Below are 19,285 nucleotides of genomic sequence, written 5' to 3' on the forward strand. Positions count from 1 at the left end.
ATGCTAAGGGTTGGGGACGGATTTGCCCTCGTATTCATAGCCTTCGGAGGTAATCGGATCGGGCAGGTGATCGAGGAACAAATCCCATTTGTCGTCGATGTGCTTCGCCGCCTCGGCCGGCGGCAACGTGACAAAAGTGCCGTCGGGCTTTTCAGTTACGATTCCATCGCGGATTAACCGATCCAAAGCATCGTCGATCTCGAAGTCGATTTTCATACCGAACGTGCGCGTCAAGTAGTTCTCGATGGCGAGGTCGATGGAGGGCAGGTCGGCGCGGGTGGCGGGCTCCTTGGCGAGAACGCTGTAGAGCAGCATTTCCTCTTTCACGTCTTCCTCGGCGCCGCGCGCTGCGATTTTCAGGATGACGCCGCGATTGTCGGCCATCGTGTGAAAATAAAGGTTCTGCGCCATCACGACCATGTAGCGCTGTTTCTGATTGAGAAAGCCCATCGCTTGGCGGACGGCGATGCCGCCCAGACCCGCCAACGCGCCGATGGCTGCAATCGGATTGCTCAACACCAGCGCAAGTTTGCCCGCCGCTCCGACTGCGCCCATGCCAAGCCCGCCGCCGGCCGTCACGCCCAGGCGTAGCTTGTCCATGGCGCGAAAGCGAACTTCAGTGTTCGGAAAGATCATCTCGACGTCGGTGCGCGGAATATTCTTGAAGAGCTTCAGATAAATGTTTCTGTCGTTGATGCTGGGCGGAAGATGCTGGCGACGATGTTCGACCCATTTTTCAGCGGCATCGCGCGACATCTTCTTCTCGCGCATGACCTCTTCGACGCGTGCCTCGGTGGTCTTTAGTTTGAACATCAGGAACAGGCGCTGGAAAATCGGCACGTCGAATTCTTCCTTGCGCAGAAATTTGCGCAGGGAGCGTTTCTCGAACTTCCGGTTCGAAGCGCCGCGATAGTAGATCGCGATCCGCTCGAAGGCCTTCATGTCGACGAAGAGATCGAGGCCGTAGTGGCTTTCGCGTGTCAGGATGACTTCGACGTCATTTGGATCGATGCGCTCATAGTTGGCGCGCACGAGCAGGCTTTCGACACCTTCGAAAACCCGGTGCTGCAAAGCCTCGCGATCGTCGTCAGAGAACTTGCGGGTCATCAGGAGGTCGCTATCGGGCGAGAACGCCTCATACGTCTGTTCGAGTTCCAGCAGCATCGAGAAGTATTGCTGCTGCCGCCAGTAATCGAGATAGCGGAAGAAGCGCCGTGCCTCGGCGGCCCGTCCGGGCGCCCAGAGGTGCGTCTGCGTCAGGCGGTCAAGCAGGGCGAACCGCGTCACCGGAATGAAACGTTCGCGTTTGCGCTTATCGTCGGGCGCGAGAATATCGATGGGCTCGCGCGCGGCGTCCTCGGGCATTGCGGCTGGCTTTGGATCGAGGTCGGCCAGATCCGAGAGCCTGTCGTATAGGCTTTGCTTCCGGCGCATTCGACCCGATGCAAAGTCCGTCGCCGCCATTATGCTCTCCCCCGAACTTGCTTTGCGATCCAGTTTCTTGCCCCCGGGACCTCATATAGAGTCACCGGAGAATTTTCGAGCGTGTCAGCACTTCTTCGCCGAAAAATGACCTGTGCCGTGGCGCAAGGATCAAAGGACTCATTGTCCACTATTTGGTTGATGGTACATCATTAAATGCACGCATGCCTTGTATAATTTGCGTTTATAACTTGCTCTTTCGCCACAGTGTTGCCGCTGTTTCGCTGGGATCATGAACGGCGGCACGACAGGGGATTTTGCGGGGGCGCGAAATGGGGGCTTTGCGTTTTTTAGCCTTGGGCTTTGCTGTGTGCATGGCCCTTGCGAGCACAGTCGCGGCGGCTGATGAGCTCGTTCTACCTTATTCCTGCATAATGGATAGAGGCGTTCCGCGTCTCGCTCCGTCCGAAATGACAACGTACCGGATTGTCGGGCCACGGGAAGATCAGCCTTTTACAGCTTGTGCATCTTCAGCGGCTTGGACCTGCGAAACGATGATGGTCCACAAGTTCACCGTCGAGTGTGGCGGGGAACGCGTTGCTTGGGCCAAGATGGCCGCTTCAGCCAAGGCGCTGGGCGTCGTCCTGCCGGAAAAACTCCCGCCAGGATATGCGCCGGTGAGCCGCCTCAAAGGCCGCTTCGTTCTTCCCGGCTTCGGCAAAACGACAATGCTGCCGAGCGTCGTCTCAGAGAAGCTATCGCGCGATGCGGTGATCGAGGCGCCGGTGCAGAAGGCAGAGCCTGAATCCGCGGCTTGGGTGACCGTCGTCGATCCTGTCGCAGCGCCTCCGGCTGCGACCGGCAACGCCTTTAAAGTAGCGGGCGTGATTTCAACGCTTTTGGTGTCGCTCTTGCTCGCGTGCATCGTTCTGGTGCGGCGGCGGCAGCTGATGGCGTTCGAATTTTCATTCGGTGCCGGAAACGCTGTTCCGGCTGGGGCGCGGTTCTGGGAGTTCGCGGCAGCGCCATTCTCTCTGTTTCAGCGGCGGTTCGAGTCTTGGCGGCCGGGATCGTCAGCAGTCGACGATGACGACGACGGCTCCGAGATGCTGGCGCCGATCCGTACACGATTGCACGAAACCGAGTTTCTCGTTTCGATGCTTCCAGCTGATCTCTTGTTGCGCGACGTCCTGACGTCGGAACTCGATAGCTTGCATGATCGCATCGCGGATCTGGGACGTCGTGAGGCGCAGCTCGGCGTGGAGCGGGTCAATAGCGCAATCCGGACGATTGTGCGGGATCTCGATCGTGTCAGCCGGATTGCGCAGGGGGCAATGCCGGCTTCGGCCGAGATGCGGGCGTCGGCGGCGCCTGAACCCGATGTGCCGTCAACAGTGTTCGAGGCTTACCGCATCCTGGGTCTCAACCCGGATGCACCAGATGCGGCGGTCAAGAAGATCGTCGACGCGCTGCGGATGTCGTGGCATCCGGATCACGCCAAGAACGAAGCCGACCGGCGGTATCGCGAACAGCGGATCAAGCAGGTCAATGCGGCGTGGGACTTGTTGAAGGTGAAGCGGGCGGCTGCGGCTTGATAACGGTGATTGTAGAGAAATAAACGGCACCGCGATTTGCGATGCCGTTCATTCGAGTCCTGGTTTGCTGTTCTTGCCTGTCATCAGGATGAAGAACGATGTGCGACCGGAAGATTACGGACTTCCTCCTCGGTCAGCGGCTGTTGCATATCGGCTAATTCATAATTGCGCCGGTTGGCCCGGCTCAAATCGCGCTGGGCACCAATGCGTCGCGTCAGGGTTTCCCCGTCCTTCCCGCGCACGACGCCGATCTTACCTCTCAGAGGAAAGCGGTAAGTGCTCATGGATAGCTCCTTTCAAGGACTCTACCCTCCCAAACCAAGAATTCCCGCTCGAGTTTCACGCTCCCGCAACTTTTTTTTCATTTTATTTCAGGGACTTAGATCGCAACGCATGCGTCGTCGGCCGGTAATGAACCGGCGGCGCAAAGATTTACAGCAGCTGATGAACCCCCACAGCTCAACGAGCAGTGGAGCGTATGCCTCAGAATTGCGGCAATATGAAGAAACTGGCGGCGAGACTTCGGCACCACCTGAGTATTAACTATAGCGGGTTGGTCATACGACGTCAACGAAACTGGCGACGACCCGTTTGGTCGAGCCGTCATCGAACTCGATCGTCAGTTTGTTACCGTCGACGTGGGTGACGGTCCCGAGCCCGAATTTTTCGTGACGGACCCGCGTGCCAGTCTTGAACGAGGGGGCGGCGGCGGTTGACGCTGCGACGAGTTCGCCTTCAAGCGTCAACGGGCCGCGTGACCGCTTCTTTTGTTTCTGATCGCTCCGGCTCCAGGACTGCTGGGCGCGTTGCCAGCCGGGCGTATTGTAGCTCGATTTGAACGGTTCGGCGCCGCCTGCGCGGTCAAACCGGCTGGTGCCGAACGAGCCGCCGAAGCCGAACGGGTTCTGCCGGCCGCCGTAGGGCATCTCGCTTTCGACAATCTCGACGGTCGCTTCGGGCAGCTCATCAACGAAGCGCGACGGCAGTGCCGACTGATAGAGACCGTGCGTGCGGCGGTTCTGCGCAAAGGAAATCTTGGCGCGGCGCTTGGCGCGCGTCAGCCCGACATAGGCCAGCCTGCGTTCTTCTTCGAGGCCGGCTTTCCCGCTTTCGTCGAGCGAACGCTGATGGGGAAACAGCCCTTCCTCCCACCCCGGCAGGAAAACGATGCCGAACTCCAAGCCTTTGGCGGCATGCAGCGTCATCAAGGAGACGCGGTCGCCATCGTTTCCCTGGTCGGCGTCCATGACGAGCGACACATGTTCGAGGAAGCCCTGGAGCGTGTCGAAGTCGTGCATGAAGCGCACGAGTTCTTTCAAGTTTTCAAGCCGCGTCTGCGATTGCGGGCTCTTGTCCGCCTGCCACATGGCCGTGTAGCCCGATTCATCGAGGATGAGTTCGGCGAGGTCGGTGTGGCGCATGTGCTCCAGATTGGCGCGCCAGCGTTCGAACGATTGCGTAACATCGAATAGAGATTTTCGGGCTTTCGGCGTTAGCTCGTCGGTTTCGATGATCTCGCGCGCGGCTTGATATAGAGGAATGGAGCGGGCGCGAGCCAGCTCGTGAATGCGCTTGATCGTCGTATCGCCGAGGCCGCGTTTCGGCACGTTGACAATGCGCTCGAATTTCAAGTCGTTCGCTGGATTGGCGACAACGTCGAGATAGGCGATGGCGTCCTTGATTTCCTGGCGTTCATAGAAGCGAGGGCCGCCGATGACGCGATAGGGGAGGCCCAGCGTGATGAAGCGATCTTCGATGGCGCGCATCTGAGACGAGGCGCGGACGAGCACGGCCATATCGTTCAATGGTTCGTGGGCGCGCTGCAGGTTCTCGATGTCGTCGCCGATGGCGCGGGCTTCGGCCTCGTCGTCCCAGAAGTTTGCGACTTTGATCTTCGCGCCTGAAGCGCCGTCGGTGAAGAGCGTCTTGCCGAGGCGGTCTTTGTTCTTAGCGATCAGGCCGGAAGCGGCGGCGAGAATGTTGGCGGTCGAGCGGTAATTGCGCTCCAGGCGGATGACTTTCGCGCCTGGGAAATCTTTCTCGAAGCGCAGGATGTTATCCACTTCGGCGCCGCGCCAGCCGTAAATCGACTGATCGTCGTCGCCGACGCAGCAGATGTTCGGCGATCCTTGCGCGAGAAGCCTGAGCCAAAGGTACTGCGCGACGTTGGTGTCCTGATATTCGTCAACCAGGATGTAGCGGAAGCGGCGATGGTAATCGGCGAGCACGTCGGGGTGCTGGCGGAACAGACGGATGCATTCGAGCAATAGATCGCCGAAGTCGCAGGCGTTCAGGTCTTTGAGGCGCGCCTGATAGGCGGCGTAGAGTTGCGCGCCCTTGCCGGCCGCGAAGGAGAAGGCTTCGCCGCCCGGAACTTTGTCGGGCGTCAGGCCGCGGTTCTTCCAGCCGTCGATCAGACTTGCGAGCTGGCGTGCGGGCCAGCGGTCCTTGTCGATACCTGCTGCCTCGATCACCTGTTTCAGCAGGCGAACCTGATCGTCGTCGTCAAGGATCGTGAAACCGGGTTTCAGATCGACGAGTTCGACGTGACGGCGCAGAATCTTGACGCCGATCGAATGGAACGTGCCGAGCCACTGCATGCCTTCCAGCGTGCCGCCGATCAGCGAGCCAATACGCTCGCGCATTTCGCGGGCGGCCTTGTTCGTGAACGTGACGGCGAGGAGCTGCGAGGGATAGGCGCGGCCGGTTGCCAGAATATGGGCGATGCGGGTCGTCAGAACGCGGGTTTTGCCGGTTCCGGCGCCGGCCAGAACCAGGAGCGGGCCTTCGGTCGTTTCGACGGCTTCGCGCTGCTCCGGATTGAGGCCGTCCAGATACGTCGGCTGGCCGCGAGACGCCGCAACGGCGCGCGCCGAAATCGACATACCACTCTTGCCGCTCTCGTGCGGTTTCGCGGCGGGAGCGTCGGGCAAATCGAACGGCGGATCGTCGTCATCGTGCGGCAAATCTGCGCCGCCGGCAGCGTCCGGCTTTTGAATCGAGGTCATAGAACTCAGGTAACCCACCGAAGCTGATCGTACAACTGGCGCGGCGCGGCGCCGCGGTGGATCGAGGTTCCGGCAACAGCAGACCGAAATACGGCCCAAAAAACGTCAAACGCCTGGAAATGAGCCAAATTTCAAGTTCAGAGTATTGTGCTCACGTGCCATACAGGTGGGCGCGGCAAGGGCGTAGCTTCGATCACGTCTGCCGGTGTGCATTGCGTGTCGAGCACGATTGCAAGAGACGCTCATGAACAACGGGCTATTATTCCTCGGCGGACTCCTCGTTGCTATTTTCGCAGCGTTGTTCGCCGTGCCGAATTTCATCGACTGGAACAGCTATCGCGGCGTTTTCGAGGAAGAAGCCTCGAAGGTGCTGAGCCGCGACGTGCGCGTCGGTGGCAACGTCAACTTAAAGATCCTGCCGGTTCCCTACGTCCGATTCGAGAAAGTCCGTATCGCGAGCGTTTCCGGCCAGACCGGACAGCCGTTCATTCGCGCCGACAGCTTCACGATGTGGCTTTCGGTGGCGGCGATGCTTCGCGGCGTATTAGAAGCCAGCCAGATCGAACTCGAAAAGCCCGTTCTCAGCTTGTCCGTCGACGACAAGGGCGTCGGCAACTGGTCGAAGATCGAATTGCGGGCAGGCGATTTGCCGTTCGTTCCGCGCGACGTCGCGCTGCGGTCGGTGCAGATCACGGACGGCGCGGTGTCGATCTACAACGCTGCGTCAGAGCAGATCGCTGCCGTTGACGGTATCGACGGGGTGTTTTCGGCAGATGGGATCAGAGGGCCGTTCCGGTTCAACGGTTCGGCGTCATGGGCCGGAGCGGAGCATGACGTCAAATTTGCAACCGACGTCCCGGCAAGTGACGGCGCGTTCGCACTCAAGCTTTCAGCGCGTACGGACCATGCGCCGAACGTTCTGACGCTCGATGGGCGGGTCTATAACGCCAGTGAAAAGACAACGTTTAAGGGACGATGGACCGGGAAAGTCCAAGTGCCGGGAAGCCCAACGGTCGAACCGAACGGAAAAGCGCCGCCGCCGCTTATCGATCTTCGCTCCGATGTGACGGCGGATGCACTGGCGGCCAAGTTCGAAAACCTGACGTTGACGCTCGATAACGCTGCCGAACCGCAGACCATTACGGGGGCGGCCGTTGCAAGCTGGTCGCCGTCGCCGCGGCTTGACGTGACGCTCAATTCGAAATGGCTCGACATCGACTGGCTGGCGGGCGCGGGCAAGGGCGGCGCCGGGTTTTCGAAGCTGAGGCAACTCGCGCTTGGGGTGATGCAGTCGGTCGCGGGAGACAGCCAGGCATCGACGAAGATCAATCTCGAACAGGTCAAGATCGGCGGCGAGAATGCGGGCGGCCTTTCAATCGATGCCGAACGGCAGGGAAGCGTTACGCATCTCAAGACCTTTAAGGTGAGCCTGCCGGGCGGATCGCGTCTCGATCTCGCTGGCGATTTGAGGAGCAAGGACGGCAAACTGAGCTTCCTGGGCCGGGGGTTCATCGGCGGGGCGAGCTTCGGGCGTTTCAAGGCGTGGGCGGATAAGTCCGGCATTCCGATCGACGTTAACGCCGATGGCGCGTACTCGGCGGCCGGTAAGCTCGAAATTGACGATAAGAGATTTTTTCTGACAGACGCGTCGGGCGACATTTCAGGTAAGCCGCTCGCAGGCGAACTCAAGGTGACGCACGGAGATCGAGAGCGCACGGAGATGACGCTTCAGGCTGCCGATCTCGATACGCAGGTGGTCTTTCCGAAGATCTCCCAGGCGCTGCGTTCCGAGTTTCGCAAATCGCTTGGATTGGCGTCTGGAAAGGATGATCGCAAAGCGGACGAAGACCTGCCGAGCGATGTTCGTCTGCGCGTAATCGCGGGGCGGCTGACGGATGGCCAAGATAGCTACCGGGATGTCGACGTGTCGTTCGCGATCCAGGGACGGAAGGTCAGTCTGCCGGTCGCGAAACTGACGACCGACAGCGGCCTCGAAATCGGCCTTGAGGGTCGGATCGAAACGCAGGACAGCGGTCCGGTCGGGACCTTGGCTTATGATCTTGTCGGGCCGTCGGCCGATGCGATGCGGGATCTTGTTCGCAAGGCTGGTCTGCTCGATGTGGTCGGAGAGGATCGCTTCGGCGGATTGAAAGACGGCAAGATCGCGGGTCTCGTTCGTCTGGGTCTTCGAGGGCCGAAGACAGCCGACTTGACGTTCGATGGTCTGCTCGACGGTTCGAAGTTTGATGGCAGGGCCGAGTTCGATGGTGGCATTGCGAATTGGCGCACCCAGCCGAGCCGGCTGCAGGCGACGCTCGATGCGCCGACACTGTCCGGGCTTCTCGCGACGCTCGGGCGAGACAGTGGTGGTATCGCAGCCCAATCGCAGAAGCCGGCGCTGGCGTCGCTGCTGACCAGTGGGCCGCTAGGCTCCGGTGCCGTCTCGCAAATCGAGATTTCGTCGGAAGATTTCGATATGCGGTTCCGCGGGCGCGCCCAATGGCCGGAGACATCGGACCTTGCCTTGAACGGGCTGCTCAACGTCAAAGCCGCACAAAGCGCGCAAGCTTTCGCCGTTGCCGGACTATCGTTGCCCGGCGGTCTGACGGACGTCCCGTTGCAGGGTACGTTGGATCTTCATCGCGACAAGGGTGCGTGGATCGTCACGGCGCAGAACGTTTCGCTGGGAGATTCCTTGCTATCGGGGCGGGTGACGGCTGCGACAGCGAGCGGAGCGACGACGATCGACGGCAATATATTCGCCAATCGCGTTATGGTTCCGGCCCTATTGTCGGCCGTGACGGACGCGCCCGCGACTGTTTCCGTCTCAGCAGCGCCAAATGCTTCTAACCAGAACGCCGTCAATGGCGCCGCTGTAGCGCAAGTCTGGCCGGAAGGGCTTTTTGATTTTGCAGCGCTCGGCAACACAACGGTAGCGCTGAAGGTCGGTTTTAAATCGCTGGGGTTGAGCGAGGGATTGGCGACGGGCGACGGCACGATGATGGTTGCGCTTGCGCCCGGAAAGCTGTCGATCTCCGATATTAAAGCGGCGGCGGCCGGTGGCCAGTTCGCCGGATATGCCAGCTTGGAGAAAGTTTCGAACGGCGTCGCATTCGCATCGGAGTTGAAGCTTGATGATGTGAAGCTGGCGACGCTCAATTCGGGTGGCAAAGGCTCGGGCGCCTTCGAGCTGCATACGGAAGCGCGGGCGCAAAGCCCGGCGGGGCTGATCGCCGTGATGACGGGAGCGGGCACAGCAACCCTATCCGGGGCCGGATTGACGGGGCCGTCGCCAACCGCCGTTACGAACGTCGTCGACGATGTGATCTCGGGCACCGTTCAGAATGACCCGTCATCTATTGCGAACGCTCTGGTCAGTGAGGTTGGATCGTCAGAGTTGACGCTGGGAGACCGCAAGCTTGCGATTTCCATTTCCGACGGGACGCTGAAGCTCAGCAATATCGATCTGCGCAGCGTGGTCGGCACGGCTGAGGGAGCCGTCTCGGCCGATCTTGCGACCCTTGGCATGAGCGCGTCGTTCCAACTGACATCGGTGGTTCCGCCGGCGCTTGCACCCGCAGCGCAGACGTCAAAACGCAAGGCCGCGGCCACGGCGAAATCTGAACTGCCGGCTGCAATCGTGCTCTACAGCGGGGAACTCGGCCGGCTTGCCTCCCTGTCGGTGAGCGCCGATGTCGGCGATCTGCAGCGTGAACTCACGGTGCGCCAGATGGAGCGCAACGTGGAGCAGCTCGAGCAGGCGCGGCGGGCGGACGAAGAACGCGCGCGGCTGCAGAAAGAAATGGACGTTAAGCGGAAAGAAGCCGCGGATCGCGCTGCGGCTCAGCAAAGGATCCAGCAGCAGCAATTGCCGCCGGTCATTCCGGAGTCGGCGGGGACTGCGGTGCCGTCTCAGGGCAGCAGTGAGAACGATCCGGATGATTTTTTCGGATCGGCGCCGCCTCCCGCCAGGGCGGGGCAACAGCCGTACAACCGATCCACATTGGAGCCGCAGTCACAGAACTTGAACGGCCAGGCCCGCAACGCGGCGAGTGGCGGACAAACTGCCACCGGACAGCCGGCTGCGATTGATCCGGCGACCGGACTGCCCATTCCGAAACCGGTTCCGGCCGTGAAGCCGACGGTCACACGGACGACGTTGCCACCCAAACCCGTCAAGCGGCGCACGTCGGCCGACGAAATGATGAAGTCGTTCGGCGGTTATCCCTGAGCACTGTACCGGGCCGCCAGCCGAACGAAAAACTCGCGCTACCAGCGCGCCGCTTGATCTTAGTTGTCGTCCATCTTGAGGGCGTTGATGAACGCCTCTTGCGGGATTTCGACCTTGCCGAATTCGCGCATCTTCTTCTTGCCGGCCTTCTGCTTGTCGAGCAGCTTGCGCTTACGCGTGATGTCGCCGCCATAGCACTTTGACAGAACGTCTTTCCGGAGCGCTTTGATCGTTTCGCGGGCGATGACCTTGGCGCCGATGGCGGCCTGGATCGGAATCTGGAAGAGGTGCGCCGGGATCAGTTCTTTCAGCTTTTCGCACATCGAGCGGCCACGGCTTTCAGCGCGTGAGCGATGGACGACGATCGAGAGCGCATCGACTGGCTCGCTGTTGACGAGGATCGACAGCTTGACGAGGTCGCCTTCTTCATAGTCCTTGATGTGATAGTCGAACGAGGCATAGCCACGCGAGACGCTCTTCAGGCGATCGTAGAAGTCGAAGACGACTTCGTTCAGCGGCAGCTCGTAGACGACCATAGCGCGGGAACCCGCGTAAGTGAGCTGCTTCTGGCGGCCGCGGCGATCCTGACAGAGCTTCAGCACCGCGCCGAGATACTCATCCGGCACCAAAATCGTGGCTTCGATCCAAGGTTCTTCGATGTGATCGATCTTGACGACATCCGGCATGTCGGCCGGATTGTGCATCTCGATCATCGTGCCGTCGTTCATATGTAAGTGATAGATGACGCTCGGGGCCGTCGTGATCAGATCGAGATTGAACTCGCGCTCGAGACGCTCGGTGATGATCTCAAGATGGAGAAGACCGAGGAAGCCGCAGCGGAAGCCAAACCCGAGGGCGGCGGAGCTTTCCGTTTCGAATGAGAAGCTCGCGTCGTTGAGACGAAGCTTCGCCATCGCGTCACGCAGGTCTTCGAAGTCAGCGGCATCAACCGGAAAGAGGCCGCAGAACACGACGGGTTGCGCCGGTTTGAAGCCCGGAAGTGCTTCCGGCGCCGGGTTCTTTTCATCGACGATCGTATCGCCGACGCGGGTGTCGGCGACCTCTTTGATCGCGGCCGTGAAAAAACCGATCTCGCCGGGGCCGAGCTGATCCAACATTTGCTGCTTGGGACGGAAGATGCCGACCCGCTCAAGCTGATAGGTGGCACCGGTCGAAAGCAGTTTGACGCGCTGGCCCTTTTTCAGGGTGCCATCAATGATGCGGGCGAGCACGACGACGCCAAGGTAGGCGTCGTACCAGCTGTCGACGAGCATGGCCTTCAGCGGCTTCTTAGCGTCGCCTTCCGGAGCGGGCAGGCGCTCGACGATGGCTTCGAGAACAGCTTCGACGTTGAGGCCCGTCTTGGCCGAGACGCCGATCGCGTCGGAGGCGTCGATGCCGATGACGTCTTCGATCTGCTTTTTGACGCGGTCCTCATCGGCCGCAGGCAGATCAATCTTGTTCAGTACGGGGAGGATTTCGAGGTTGTTGTCGAGCGCTTGGTAGACGTTGGCCAGCGTCTGGGCCTCGACGCCCTGGCTCGCGTCGACGACGAGGATCGCGCCTTCGCAGGCCGCCAGCGAGCGCGAGACTTCGTAGGCGAAGTCGACGTGGCCAGGCGTATCCATCAGGTTGAGCTGGTAGATTTCGCCGTTTTTGGCCTTGTAGTCGAGACGAACGGTCTGCGCCTTGATGGTGATGCCACGCTCGCGCTCGATGTCCATCGAGTCGAGGATCTGCTCCTTCATCTCTCGGTTCGAGACGTTGCCGCAGAGCTGGATCAGCCTGTCTGACAAGGTTGATTTGCCGTGGTCGATGTGGGCGATGATCGAAAAATTTCGAATGTGTGAAATGGCTGTCATGGGCCGGGCTCATAGCACCCGGAACTGGGCGGCAAAAGGGGCGTTAAGGCTTTAGGGCGACTTCCGCGCCGTTTTGATCGCCGCATGGCCTATAAGAGGTGTGGCAACCGGGGGTGGGGTGTGCGAAAATTGCTCACCGTCCCTCTGTGCCGATCATGAGCCCCTGGAGAAGCGATATGGCGAACTCACCCTTCGAAGCCAACCCGGCTTTCACGAAACTCGGCGAGGATACAAAGAAGGCGGTCATACAGGCTTTCGACGCCATGTCGAATTGGCGGGCCGAACTCGCCGAACTGGGCGAAAAGAACAGCAACGCCGTGTTCGACAAGATGGCCGAAGCGGCAAAGTCCCTCGGCTGGCCCACTGATTTCGTCGAGCTGAGCCGGAAACAGATGCTGAGCGCTTCCAAGCTGCAATTGCAGGCGGTCGATCAGGTCATGGATGTCTGGGAAAAGCAGGTCAAGGCGCTGGGAGCGCCGGGCCAGTTCCCCAACTTCTCGAATGTTTCAGGCTTCGGCGCCGGCATGCCGCAGTTCCCCGGCGCGGGGGCAAGCTTCCCTGGCATGCCCGATTTCGCGGCTGGCGCCACGAACCCCATCCAGTTTTGGATGCAGGCTGCCGAAATGTGGCAGAAGGGCTGGCAGCAGGCCATGTCGAGTTGGATGGAAGCGCAGCAGAACGCCGTGAAAGGCATGAATAAGCCGAATTCGCGCTAAGGCATTTATATCTTCTCCGAGCTTTTCTCTTCTTCGGCAGCGCCGGTCCGTTGGACCGGCGCTTTCGTTTGATCCGGCCCCGACTCCCTTGTGCCATCGTCGCCGCGACATGAGAGATCTTGTACGACCGGCGGGCAAGATGTTAAATTAGAATAATTCTAAATTTTATTCAGGCCGCCATGCGTCGTTTCACCGATCTCGATCAGCGCGAGATTCTTGCCCTCGCGATCTCCCTGGAAGAGGAGCACAGTCGGATCTACTCCGATTATGCTGCCGGTCTCAGCGCCGAGTATCCGGCCAGCGCAAAGATTTTCACGGAGCTTGGCGAAGAGGAAAACGCCCACCGGCGCAGCCTGATCGAAATTTTCAAGCGCAAGTTCGGCAATCACATTCCACTCATCCGCCGCCACGACGTTTCGGGCCTCGTGCGGCATGATCCGATTTGGATGGTGCGGCCACTCGGCATCGGGAAAGTTCGCCGGCAGGCACAGGAGATCGAGGAGGAAACGCGCGAATTCTATGCCTCGGCGTTGAAGCGGGCGACGGACGCCGACATCCGCAAGTTGCTCGGCGATCTCCTGGAGACGGAAAGCCAGCATATAAGCATTGCGCAGCATCTCGCCGATGTTGAGCTGACGAATGAGGCGCGTTTGAGCGAAGACGAGACGGCGCGACGGTCCTTCGTTCTCCAGTACGTGCAACCGGGATTGAACGGCCTGATTGACGGCTCCATCTCGACGCTGGCGCCAATCTTTGCGGCGGCATTTGCGACCCATAACACCTGGCAGACGTTTCTCGTCGGCATCGCGGCGTCGATCGGCGCCGGCATTTCGATGGCATTCGCCGAAGCTTTGTCCGACGACGGCGAGATTTCGGGCCGCGGCAACCCATGGCTCCGCGGTTCGGTAACGGGCGCGATGACTACGGTCGGCGGCCTCGGGCATACGATGCCTTATCTCATTTCCGATTTTCGGACGGCCACCACGATCGCAATCGGTGTGGTGTTCATTGAACTCTGGATTATTGCGGGAATCCGCTCGCGGTACATGGAAACGAAGTTCTGGCGAGCGGCGCTGGAGGTGGTTGTCGGCGGTCTGATCGTCTTTGCTGTTGGCATTCTGATCGGTAGTGCGTAGACGAATGCGCTAAAGGCCTCACTGAGGCCATAGTCTCTTGACGCTCTCCAGACTGTCGGCAATGTGCCGGCCCTACGTCAACGGCCGAAGGCATCCCTCTATGCGCGCAGGTTTTATCGTTTCAGCGATCGCCTCTTTCATGCTTGCGGGGCTTTCCGCCAGCGCCCATGCGGAGAACACGCCGCCGCCACCGGCAAACAAGCGCAATTGCCAGAACACCGTGCCGTTCAACCAGTGGCTCGCCGATTTCAAGCGTGACGCCATCGCTCAGGGCATTCGGCCGGAGACGATCGAAGAAACGATCGGGGGGCTGACGCCAGACCAGGGTACGATCGCTCGCGACCGGAAGCAGGGCTTCTTCTCGCAGACGTTCATCGACTTCTATTTCAAGCTTGCGACCAAGAACCGCGAGCAGACGGGTAAAACGTATCTCAAGCGCTACAAGGCGATCTTCGATCGCGCGGAGCAGCAGTACGGCGTTCCGGGTCCAGTCATCACGGGCTTTTGGGCGCTCGAAAGCGACTTCGGCGGCGGCATGGGCAAGCTGTCCATTCTGCGTTCGCTGATGACGCTCGCCTGGGATTGCCGCCGCGGCGATTTCTTCCGGGGCGAGTTGATTGCCGCGATGAAAATCGTCGAGCGCGGCGACCTCACTCCGGATCAAATGATCGGGTCGTGGGCAGGCGAGCTTGGTCAGACGCAATTTCTGCCGCAGCACTATCTGAACTACGGCGTCGATTTCGATGGCGATGGCCGCGTCGATCTCATTCGCGACAACGCCGACGTGATCGGCTCGACGGCGAACTTCCTTAAGTCGATGGGATGGAAGCGTGGTGAGCCGTGGCTGGAACAGGTTCGCATCACCAAGGATCTGCCTTGGGACAAAGCCGATCTGGCGATCAAGCTGCCGCGCTCGCAATGGGTGGCGTGGGGCGTCGAGGGCGTCGGCAAGCCGCTGCCTGCCGACAATCTCCCGGCGTCGCTCGTGCTGCCGATGGGACGGCATGGACCGGCGTTCCTGGCGTACCCGAATTTCGACGTTTACACGCAGTGGAACCAGTCTCTGACGTATGCCCTGACGGCGGCGCATCTTGCCGCCCGCATGGCCGGTGCGCCGAACCTGACGCGGGCTGACGGCAACGTCGCGTCGCTCAGCTACGAGCAGATCAAAGAGGTTCAGAGCCTGTTGAAGCGCCGTGGCCTGGATGTCGGAGAGGTTGACGGCAAGCTCGGCGCCAACACGCGCGCAGCCGTGAAAACGATGCAGATGAAGTTCGGGCTGCCGGCGGACAGCTATCCGACGGCGGACCTGCTGACAGCGCTGAGAGAGCGGAGTTAAGGCTTTACGTTGGCGCGTGCGACTCCGCCTAGCGGAACCGGCCGCACGCGCGGATTCCAGGCTGACACCCGTGGAGGATTATGCCGGTAGCGCCGCCGGCCGGCTCGCGAAACGCGTGTCGGCGGCGCCAACAATCAGTGCAGCTTGACCTGCGGTTCAGTCCGACGCGTCAGGAGGCGCGACAGGGTGTCGAGGAAGACCTTCACGTATCCGTGCAAGGCGATCTCGTGCATTTTGTATAGCGACCGGTACATGATCTTCGCGAACCAGCCTTCGATGCGCAGCGACTTGCCGTCGATGAAGCCCATCAGGTTGCCGACAGTCGAATACTTGCCGAGCGACACAAGCGAACCGAAATCTCGATACTTGAAAGGTGCGAGCTTCGTCTCGCCATTCATGCGGCGCTGAATTTGCGTGACGAGATGACTCGATTCCTGGTGCGCCGCCTGGGCGCGCGGTGGGATTGGCGCCGTTTCGCCTTCGGGCACCAGATAGGCTGCGTCGCCGATGACGAAAATGTTGTCGTCAACGGTGGTCTGCAACGTCGGCTTCACGACGAGCGTGTTCATGCGGCTGACTTCGAGGCCGTCGAGGTTCGAGAGGACTTCGGGGCCTTTGACGCCCGCGGCCCAAACTACCAGCTCGGATGGGATGAAAACGCCATTCGCCAGCGTCACGCCTTCCTTGCTGACGTTCGTCACGGCGCTGCCGGTGCGAACTTCGACGCCGATGCTGTGCAAGATGTTCGTTGTCGCTTTGGAGAGACGCTCAGGCAGCGCGGGCAGAATGCGTGGCGCGGCTTCGATCAACGTGATCTTGAAGTCTTTCTCGGGATCGATTTTGTCGAGACCGAATTCCACGAGGCCGCGCGCTGCGTGATGCAACTCCGCCGACAGTTCCGTGCCCGTCGCGCCGGCGCCGATGATGGCAACGTGCAATTGGCCGTCTCTGATGGGGCCAGGCTGCGCATAGGCGCGCACGCACGCATTCAGGATGCGGCGGTTGAAACGCTCGGCCTGCTCAGGCGTGTCGAGCATGATCGCATTTTCTTTGACGCCCGGGGTACGGAAGTCGTTCGAGATGCTGCCCACAGCGATCACCAGCGTGTCGTAGGGGAACCAGCGATCCGGGGTGATCTCGCGACCGTCCTCGTCGTACGTTGCACCGAGGTGCACGCGCTTGCCCGCGCGGTCGAGACCGATCATCTCGCCGTAGCGGTAACGAAAACCGTGCCAGTGACCTTGCGCCTGGTAAGGCAGCTCGTGGCGGCCCGTGTCCATGCTGCCCGCCGCGATTTCGTGGAGAAGCGGCTTCCAGATGTGGGTGCGAGCACGGTCGACCAGGGTGACTTCCGCTTTACCGGATTTTCCGAGCTTGTTTCCGAGCTGCGTTGCGAGCTCAAGACCGCCGGCCCCGCCTCCAACGATGACGATGCGGTAGGGGTGCTTTTCGTCGGTCACGCTTTCGGCTTGAGTGGTGGTCGCGGGGGGGAGCGAATTCATCTTGGCCTCATGCGCATGTCATGGCGGCGGTCCTAGGAGCGTAAGTCTCCGCCGGTCGCCTTTTTAACATCGGTAACTATTTTTTTCGTGATCGTTTCAATAGCCTGATCCGTGAGGGTTTCCGTCGCAGGTTGGATTGTTACCTCTATCGCAACCGACTTCTTGCCCTCGGCGGCGAGACTGCCGCCTTCGAATACGTCGAACACATTCACCGCCCTGATCAAGGCTTTATCGGAATTCGCGGCCGCCTTTATGACGTCGCCTGCCGGTACATCCTTGGGCACGATGAAGGCGAGGTCACGCGTGACCGGCAAGAGGTCGGAAGTCGTAAGCGGCGGTTTGGCGCGCGACTTCTTCTTCTCGGGCGGCAGAGCGTCGAGAAAGATCTCGAATGCGGAGACCGGCGCTTCGACATCGAGGGCTTTCAGCGTCGCCGGATGGACCTCGCCGAAATATGCCAGAACGGTTTTGGGACCGAGCTTCAGTGCGCCGGAACGGCCGGGGTGATACCAGTGCGGTGCATCACGCGTTATTTGGGCCTTGGCGGGGTCGACGCCAAGTGCTGCAAGTGCGGCGAAGACGTCGGCTTTGACGTCGAACACGCCGACGGGTGCGGCGTTGCCGTCCCAGTTGCGTCCGGAGCCTGAGAGATGCGCCGTTCCGGCGCGGACGCCAGCGGCGCTCAGGTATTGGTCTTCGGGTTTCTCACCGCGATAGGCTTGACCGAGCTCAAACAACGCGACGTCCGCGACGCCGCGATTGCGATTGCGCGTGACGGACGCGAGAAGCCCCGGCAACAGCCCTGGACGCATCGAGGACATTTCAACGGAAATCGGATTGGCGAGGTCAAGTTCGGCCGCGCCGCCGCCGAAGTGCGTAGCTTCGGCCTTCGGAATGAAGCTCCAGGTCACGGCCTCGACGAAGCCGCGGGCCGCAAGCAGACGGCGGGCGCGGCGGGCGCGCTTCTGCTTATCCGTCAGAACGGCGCGGGCGATGCCGTCCGCGCGCGGAAGCGGCGTCGCCGGGATGCGGTCGAGGCCGGCGATGCGCACGACTTCTTCGACGAGGTCAGCGGGGCCGTGGACGTCCGGCCGCCACGTCGGAACGGTCACCTTCGCTGCGTTAGGTTTGCCGGTGATGGTGAAGCCGAGTGCATTCAGGATTTTCGTAATTTCGGCTTCCGAAAGCGTCACGCCGGACAGTTTCTCGACACGTGCGTAGTCGAACGCGATGACCCGCTCCTCGATGGGTTCCTTGCCGGCGACTTTCGCTTTCGAGGCTTCGCCGCCGCAGAATTTCAGGATCATGTCGGTCGCGAGATCGAGACCGGGGCGTTCTGACGCCGGATCGACGCCGCGCTCGAAGCGATAGCGGGCGTCCGTCACCAGTCCGGTCTTGCGGCCGGTGGCGGCGGTGCGCAGGGGATCGAAGTATGCGCTTTCGATCAGGACGGCTTTCGTTTCCGGCGTGCAGCCCGTGCTTTCGCCGCCCATCACGCCACCGAGGCCCAGCGGTCCGGTGTCGTCGGCGATGACACACATGGTGTCGTCGACCGTGTATTCCTTGCCGTCGAGCGCGAGGAACTTTTCGCCGTTCTTGCCGAGACGAGCGTGCAGCGCGCCTTTGATCTTGTGCGCGTCGTAGACGTGCAGCGGGCGGCCGCGATCGAGTGAGATGTAATTCGTAACGTCGACGAGAGCGTTGATGGGGCGCAGGCCGGCGGCCTTCAACCGGTTCTGCATCCAGTCGGGAGATGCGCCGTTCGTAACGTTGCGGATCGTTCGCGCGGCAAACACAGGGCAGGCGTTCGCAGTCTCCGGCGTGAACTCGAGCTTGATCGGGATTTTGCAGTCGAAAGCTTCGTTGAGCGGTGCAAGTTTCGGCTCGGGCTTCAGCGTGCCCATGCCGGCCGCAGCGAGATCGCGGGCAATACCGCGCACGCCCGTGCAATCGGGGCGGTTCGGCGTCAGCTTTACTTCGATGATTGGATCGTTGAGACCGGCGACGTCGATATAGGCTTGGCCGACCTTATCTGCCCACTCGGCGGGGAGATCGAGGATGCCGTCGCTTTCTGCGGACAACTCAAGTTCGGCGGCCGAGCACATCATGCCGTTCGAGACGACGCCGCGAACCGGCTTCTTTTCGAGCGTGATCTTTGAGCCGGGAATGTAAGTGCCGAGCGGTGCAAAGACCGCGACCATGCCCGCGCGCGCGTTCGGGGCGCCGCAGACGACTTCCATCAGCGGCTGACCCTTGGCGATTTCGACCTGCACGATCTGCAGCTTGTCGGCGTTGGGATGCTTTTTGGCTTCGACGATGCGCGCGACCTTGAAGGCTCCAAGCGTCTTGCCCGGATCTTCGACACCTTCGACCTCGAGGCCAATGGCAGACAGGACAGTGGCAAGCTCATCGACGGACTTGTCCGTGTCGAGATGATCTTTGAGCCAGGAGAGCGTGAATTTCATTATTGCGTC

At 60.8% G+C, this 19,285-nt stretch carries 11 protein-coding genes; 5 read left to right on the plus strand and 6 right to left on the minus strand.

The genetic code is table 11. The annotated features are described in order from the left end of the window. Positions 1–3: 3 nt before the first annotated feature. A complete protein-coding gene (locus tag HYP802_RS0104900; RefSeq protein ID WP_013945993.1) occupies positions 4–1,464 on the minus strand; it encodes a TMEM143 family protein in 1,461 nt (486 codons plus the stop codon). A 512-nt stretch (positions 1,465–1,976) separates the two neighbouring features. Between HYP802_RS0104900 and HYP802_RS0104905 the strand changes: the two genes are divergently transcribed. Then, entirely contained in the window at positions 1,977–3,017 is a 1,041-nt protein-coding gene (locus tag HYP802_RS0104905) for a DnaJ domain-containing protein (protein WP_244420960.1), read from the plus strand. An 83-nt stretch (positions 3,018–3,100) separates the two neighbouring features. Here the strand turns inward: HYP802_RS0104905 and HYP802_RS0104910 are convergent, their stop codons facing one another. Both HYP802_RS0104910 and HYP802_RS0104915 read right to left on the minus strand, forming a co-directional pair. Further along, entirely contained in the window at positions 3,101–3,301 is a 201-nt protein-coding gene (locus HYP802_RS0104910; protein WP_013945995.1) for a hypothetical protein, read from the minus strand. 273 nt (positions 3,302–3,574) lie between these two features. Then, entirely contained in the window at positions 3,575–6,025 is a 2,451-nt protein-coding gene (locus HYP802_RS0104915; RefSeq protein ID WP_013945996.1) for a UvrD-helicase domain-containing protein, read from the minus strand. A gap of 244 nt (positions 6,026–6,269) precedes the next feature. Here HYP802_RS0104915 and HYP802_RS0104920 point away from each other — a divergent pair, with 244 nt between their 5' ends. Further along, positions 6,270–10,256: an AsmA family protein gene (locus tag HYP802_RS0104920; protein ID WP_013945997.1), complete on the plus strand. Its 3,987-nt coding sequence runs from the start codon at positions 6,270–6,272 to the stop codon at positions 10,254–10,256. A 59-nt stretch (positions 10,257–10,315) separates the two neighbouring features. Here the strand turns inward: HYP802_RS0104920 and lepA are convergent, their stop codons facing one another. Then, on the minus strand, positions 10,316–12,118 hold the full coding sequence (gene lepA / locus HYP802_RS0104925; RefSeq protein ID WP_013945998.1) for a translation elongation factor 4: 1,803 nt from the start codon (positions 12,116–12,118) through the stop codon (positions 10,316–10,318). 176 nt (positions 12,119–12,294) lie between these two features. Here lepA and HYP802_RS0104930 point away from each other — a divergent pair, with 176 nt between their 5' ends. From HYP802_RS0104930 to HYP802_RS0104940, 3 genes are all read left to right on the plus strand, one after another. Then, complete coding sequence (locus HYP802_RS0104930) at positions 12,295–12,834, plus strand: hypothetical protein (RefSeq protein ID WP_013945999.1); 540 nt, start codon at positions 12,295–12,297, stop codon at positions 12,832–12,834. A gap of 179 nt (positions 12,835–13,013) precedes the next feature. Continuing rightward, the gene (mbfA, locus tag HYP802_RS0104935) at positions 13,014–13,970 is read left to right on the plus strand and encodes an iron exporter MbfA (protein WP_013946000.1); all 957 of its coding nucleotides are present in this window, start codon (positions 13,014–13,016) and stop codon (positions 13,968–13,970) included. Between the two features lie 100 nt (positions 13,971–14,070). Next, positions 14,071–15,309 carry a lytic murein transglycosylase gene (locus tag HYP802_RS0104940; protein ID WP_024275270.1) on the plus strand — a complete coding sequence of 413 codons (1,239 nt, stop codon included), beginning with the start codon at positions 14,071–14,073 and terminating at the stop codon, positions 15,307–15,309. A gap of 134 nt (positions 15,310–15,443) precedes the next feature. On the opposite strand, the gene HYP802_RS0104945 is transcribed toward HYP802_RS0104940, so the two are convergent. Both HYP802_RS0104945 and pheT read right to left on the minus strand, forming a co-directional pair. Then, positions 15,444–16,811, minus strand: coding sequence for an NAD(P)/FAD-dependent oxidoreductase (locus tag HYP802_RS0104945; protein ID WP_024275271.1), 1,368 nt, complete (start codon positions 16,809–16,811; stop codon positions 15,444–15,446). 32 nt (positions 16,812–16,843) lie between these two features. Continuing rightward, positions 16,844–19,276 (minus strand): phenylalanine--tRNA ligase subunit beta, encoded by a 2,433-nt coding sequence (gene pheT / locus HYP802_RS0104950; protein WP_024275272.1) that lies wholly within the window; start codon positions 19,274–19,276, stop codon positions 16,844–16,846. Positions 19,277–19,285: the final 9 nt, after the last annotated feature.

Source organism: Hyphomicrobium sp. 802, from assembly GCF_000526135.1.
Classification (GTDB): Bacteria; Pseudomonadota; Alphaproteobacteria; order Rhizobiales; family Hyphomicrobiaceae; genus Hyphomicrobium_B.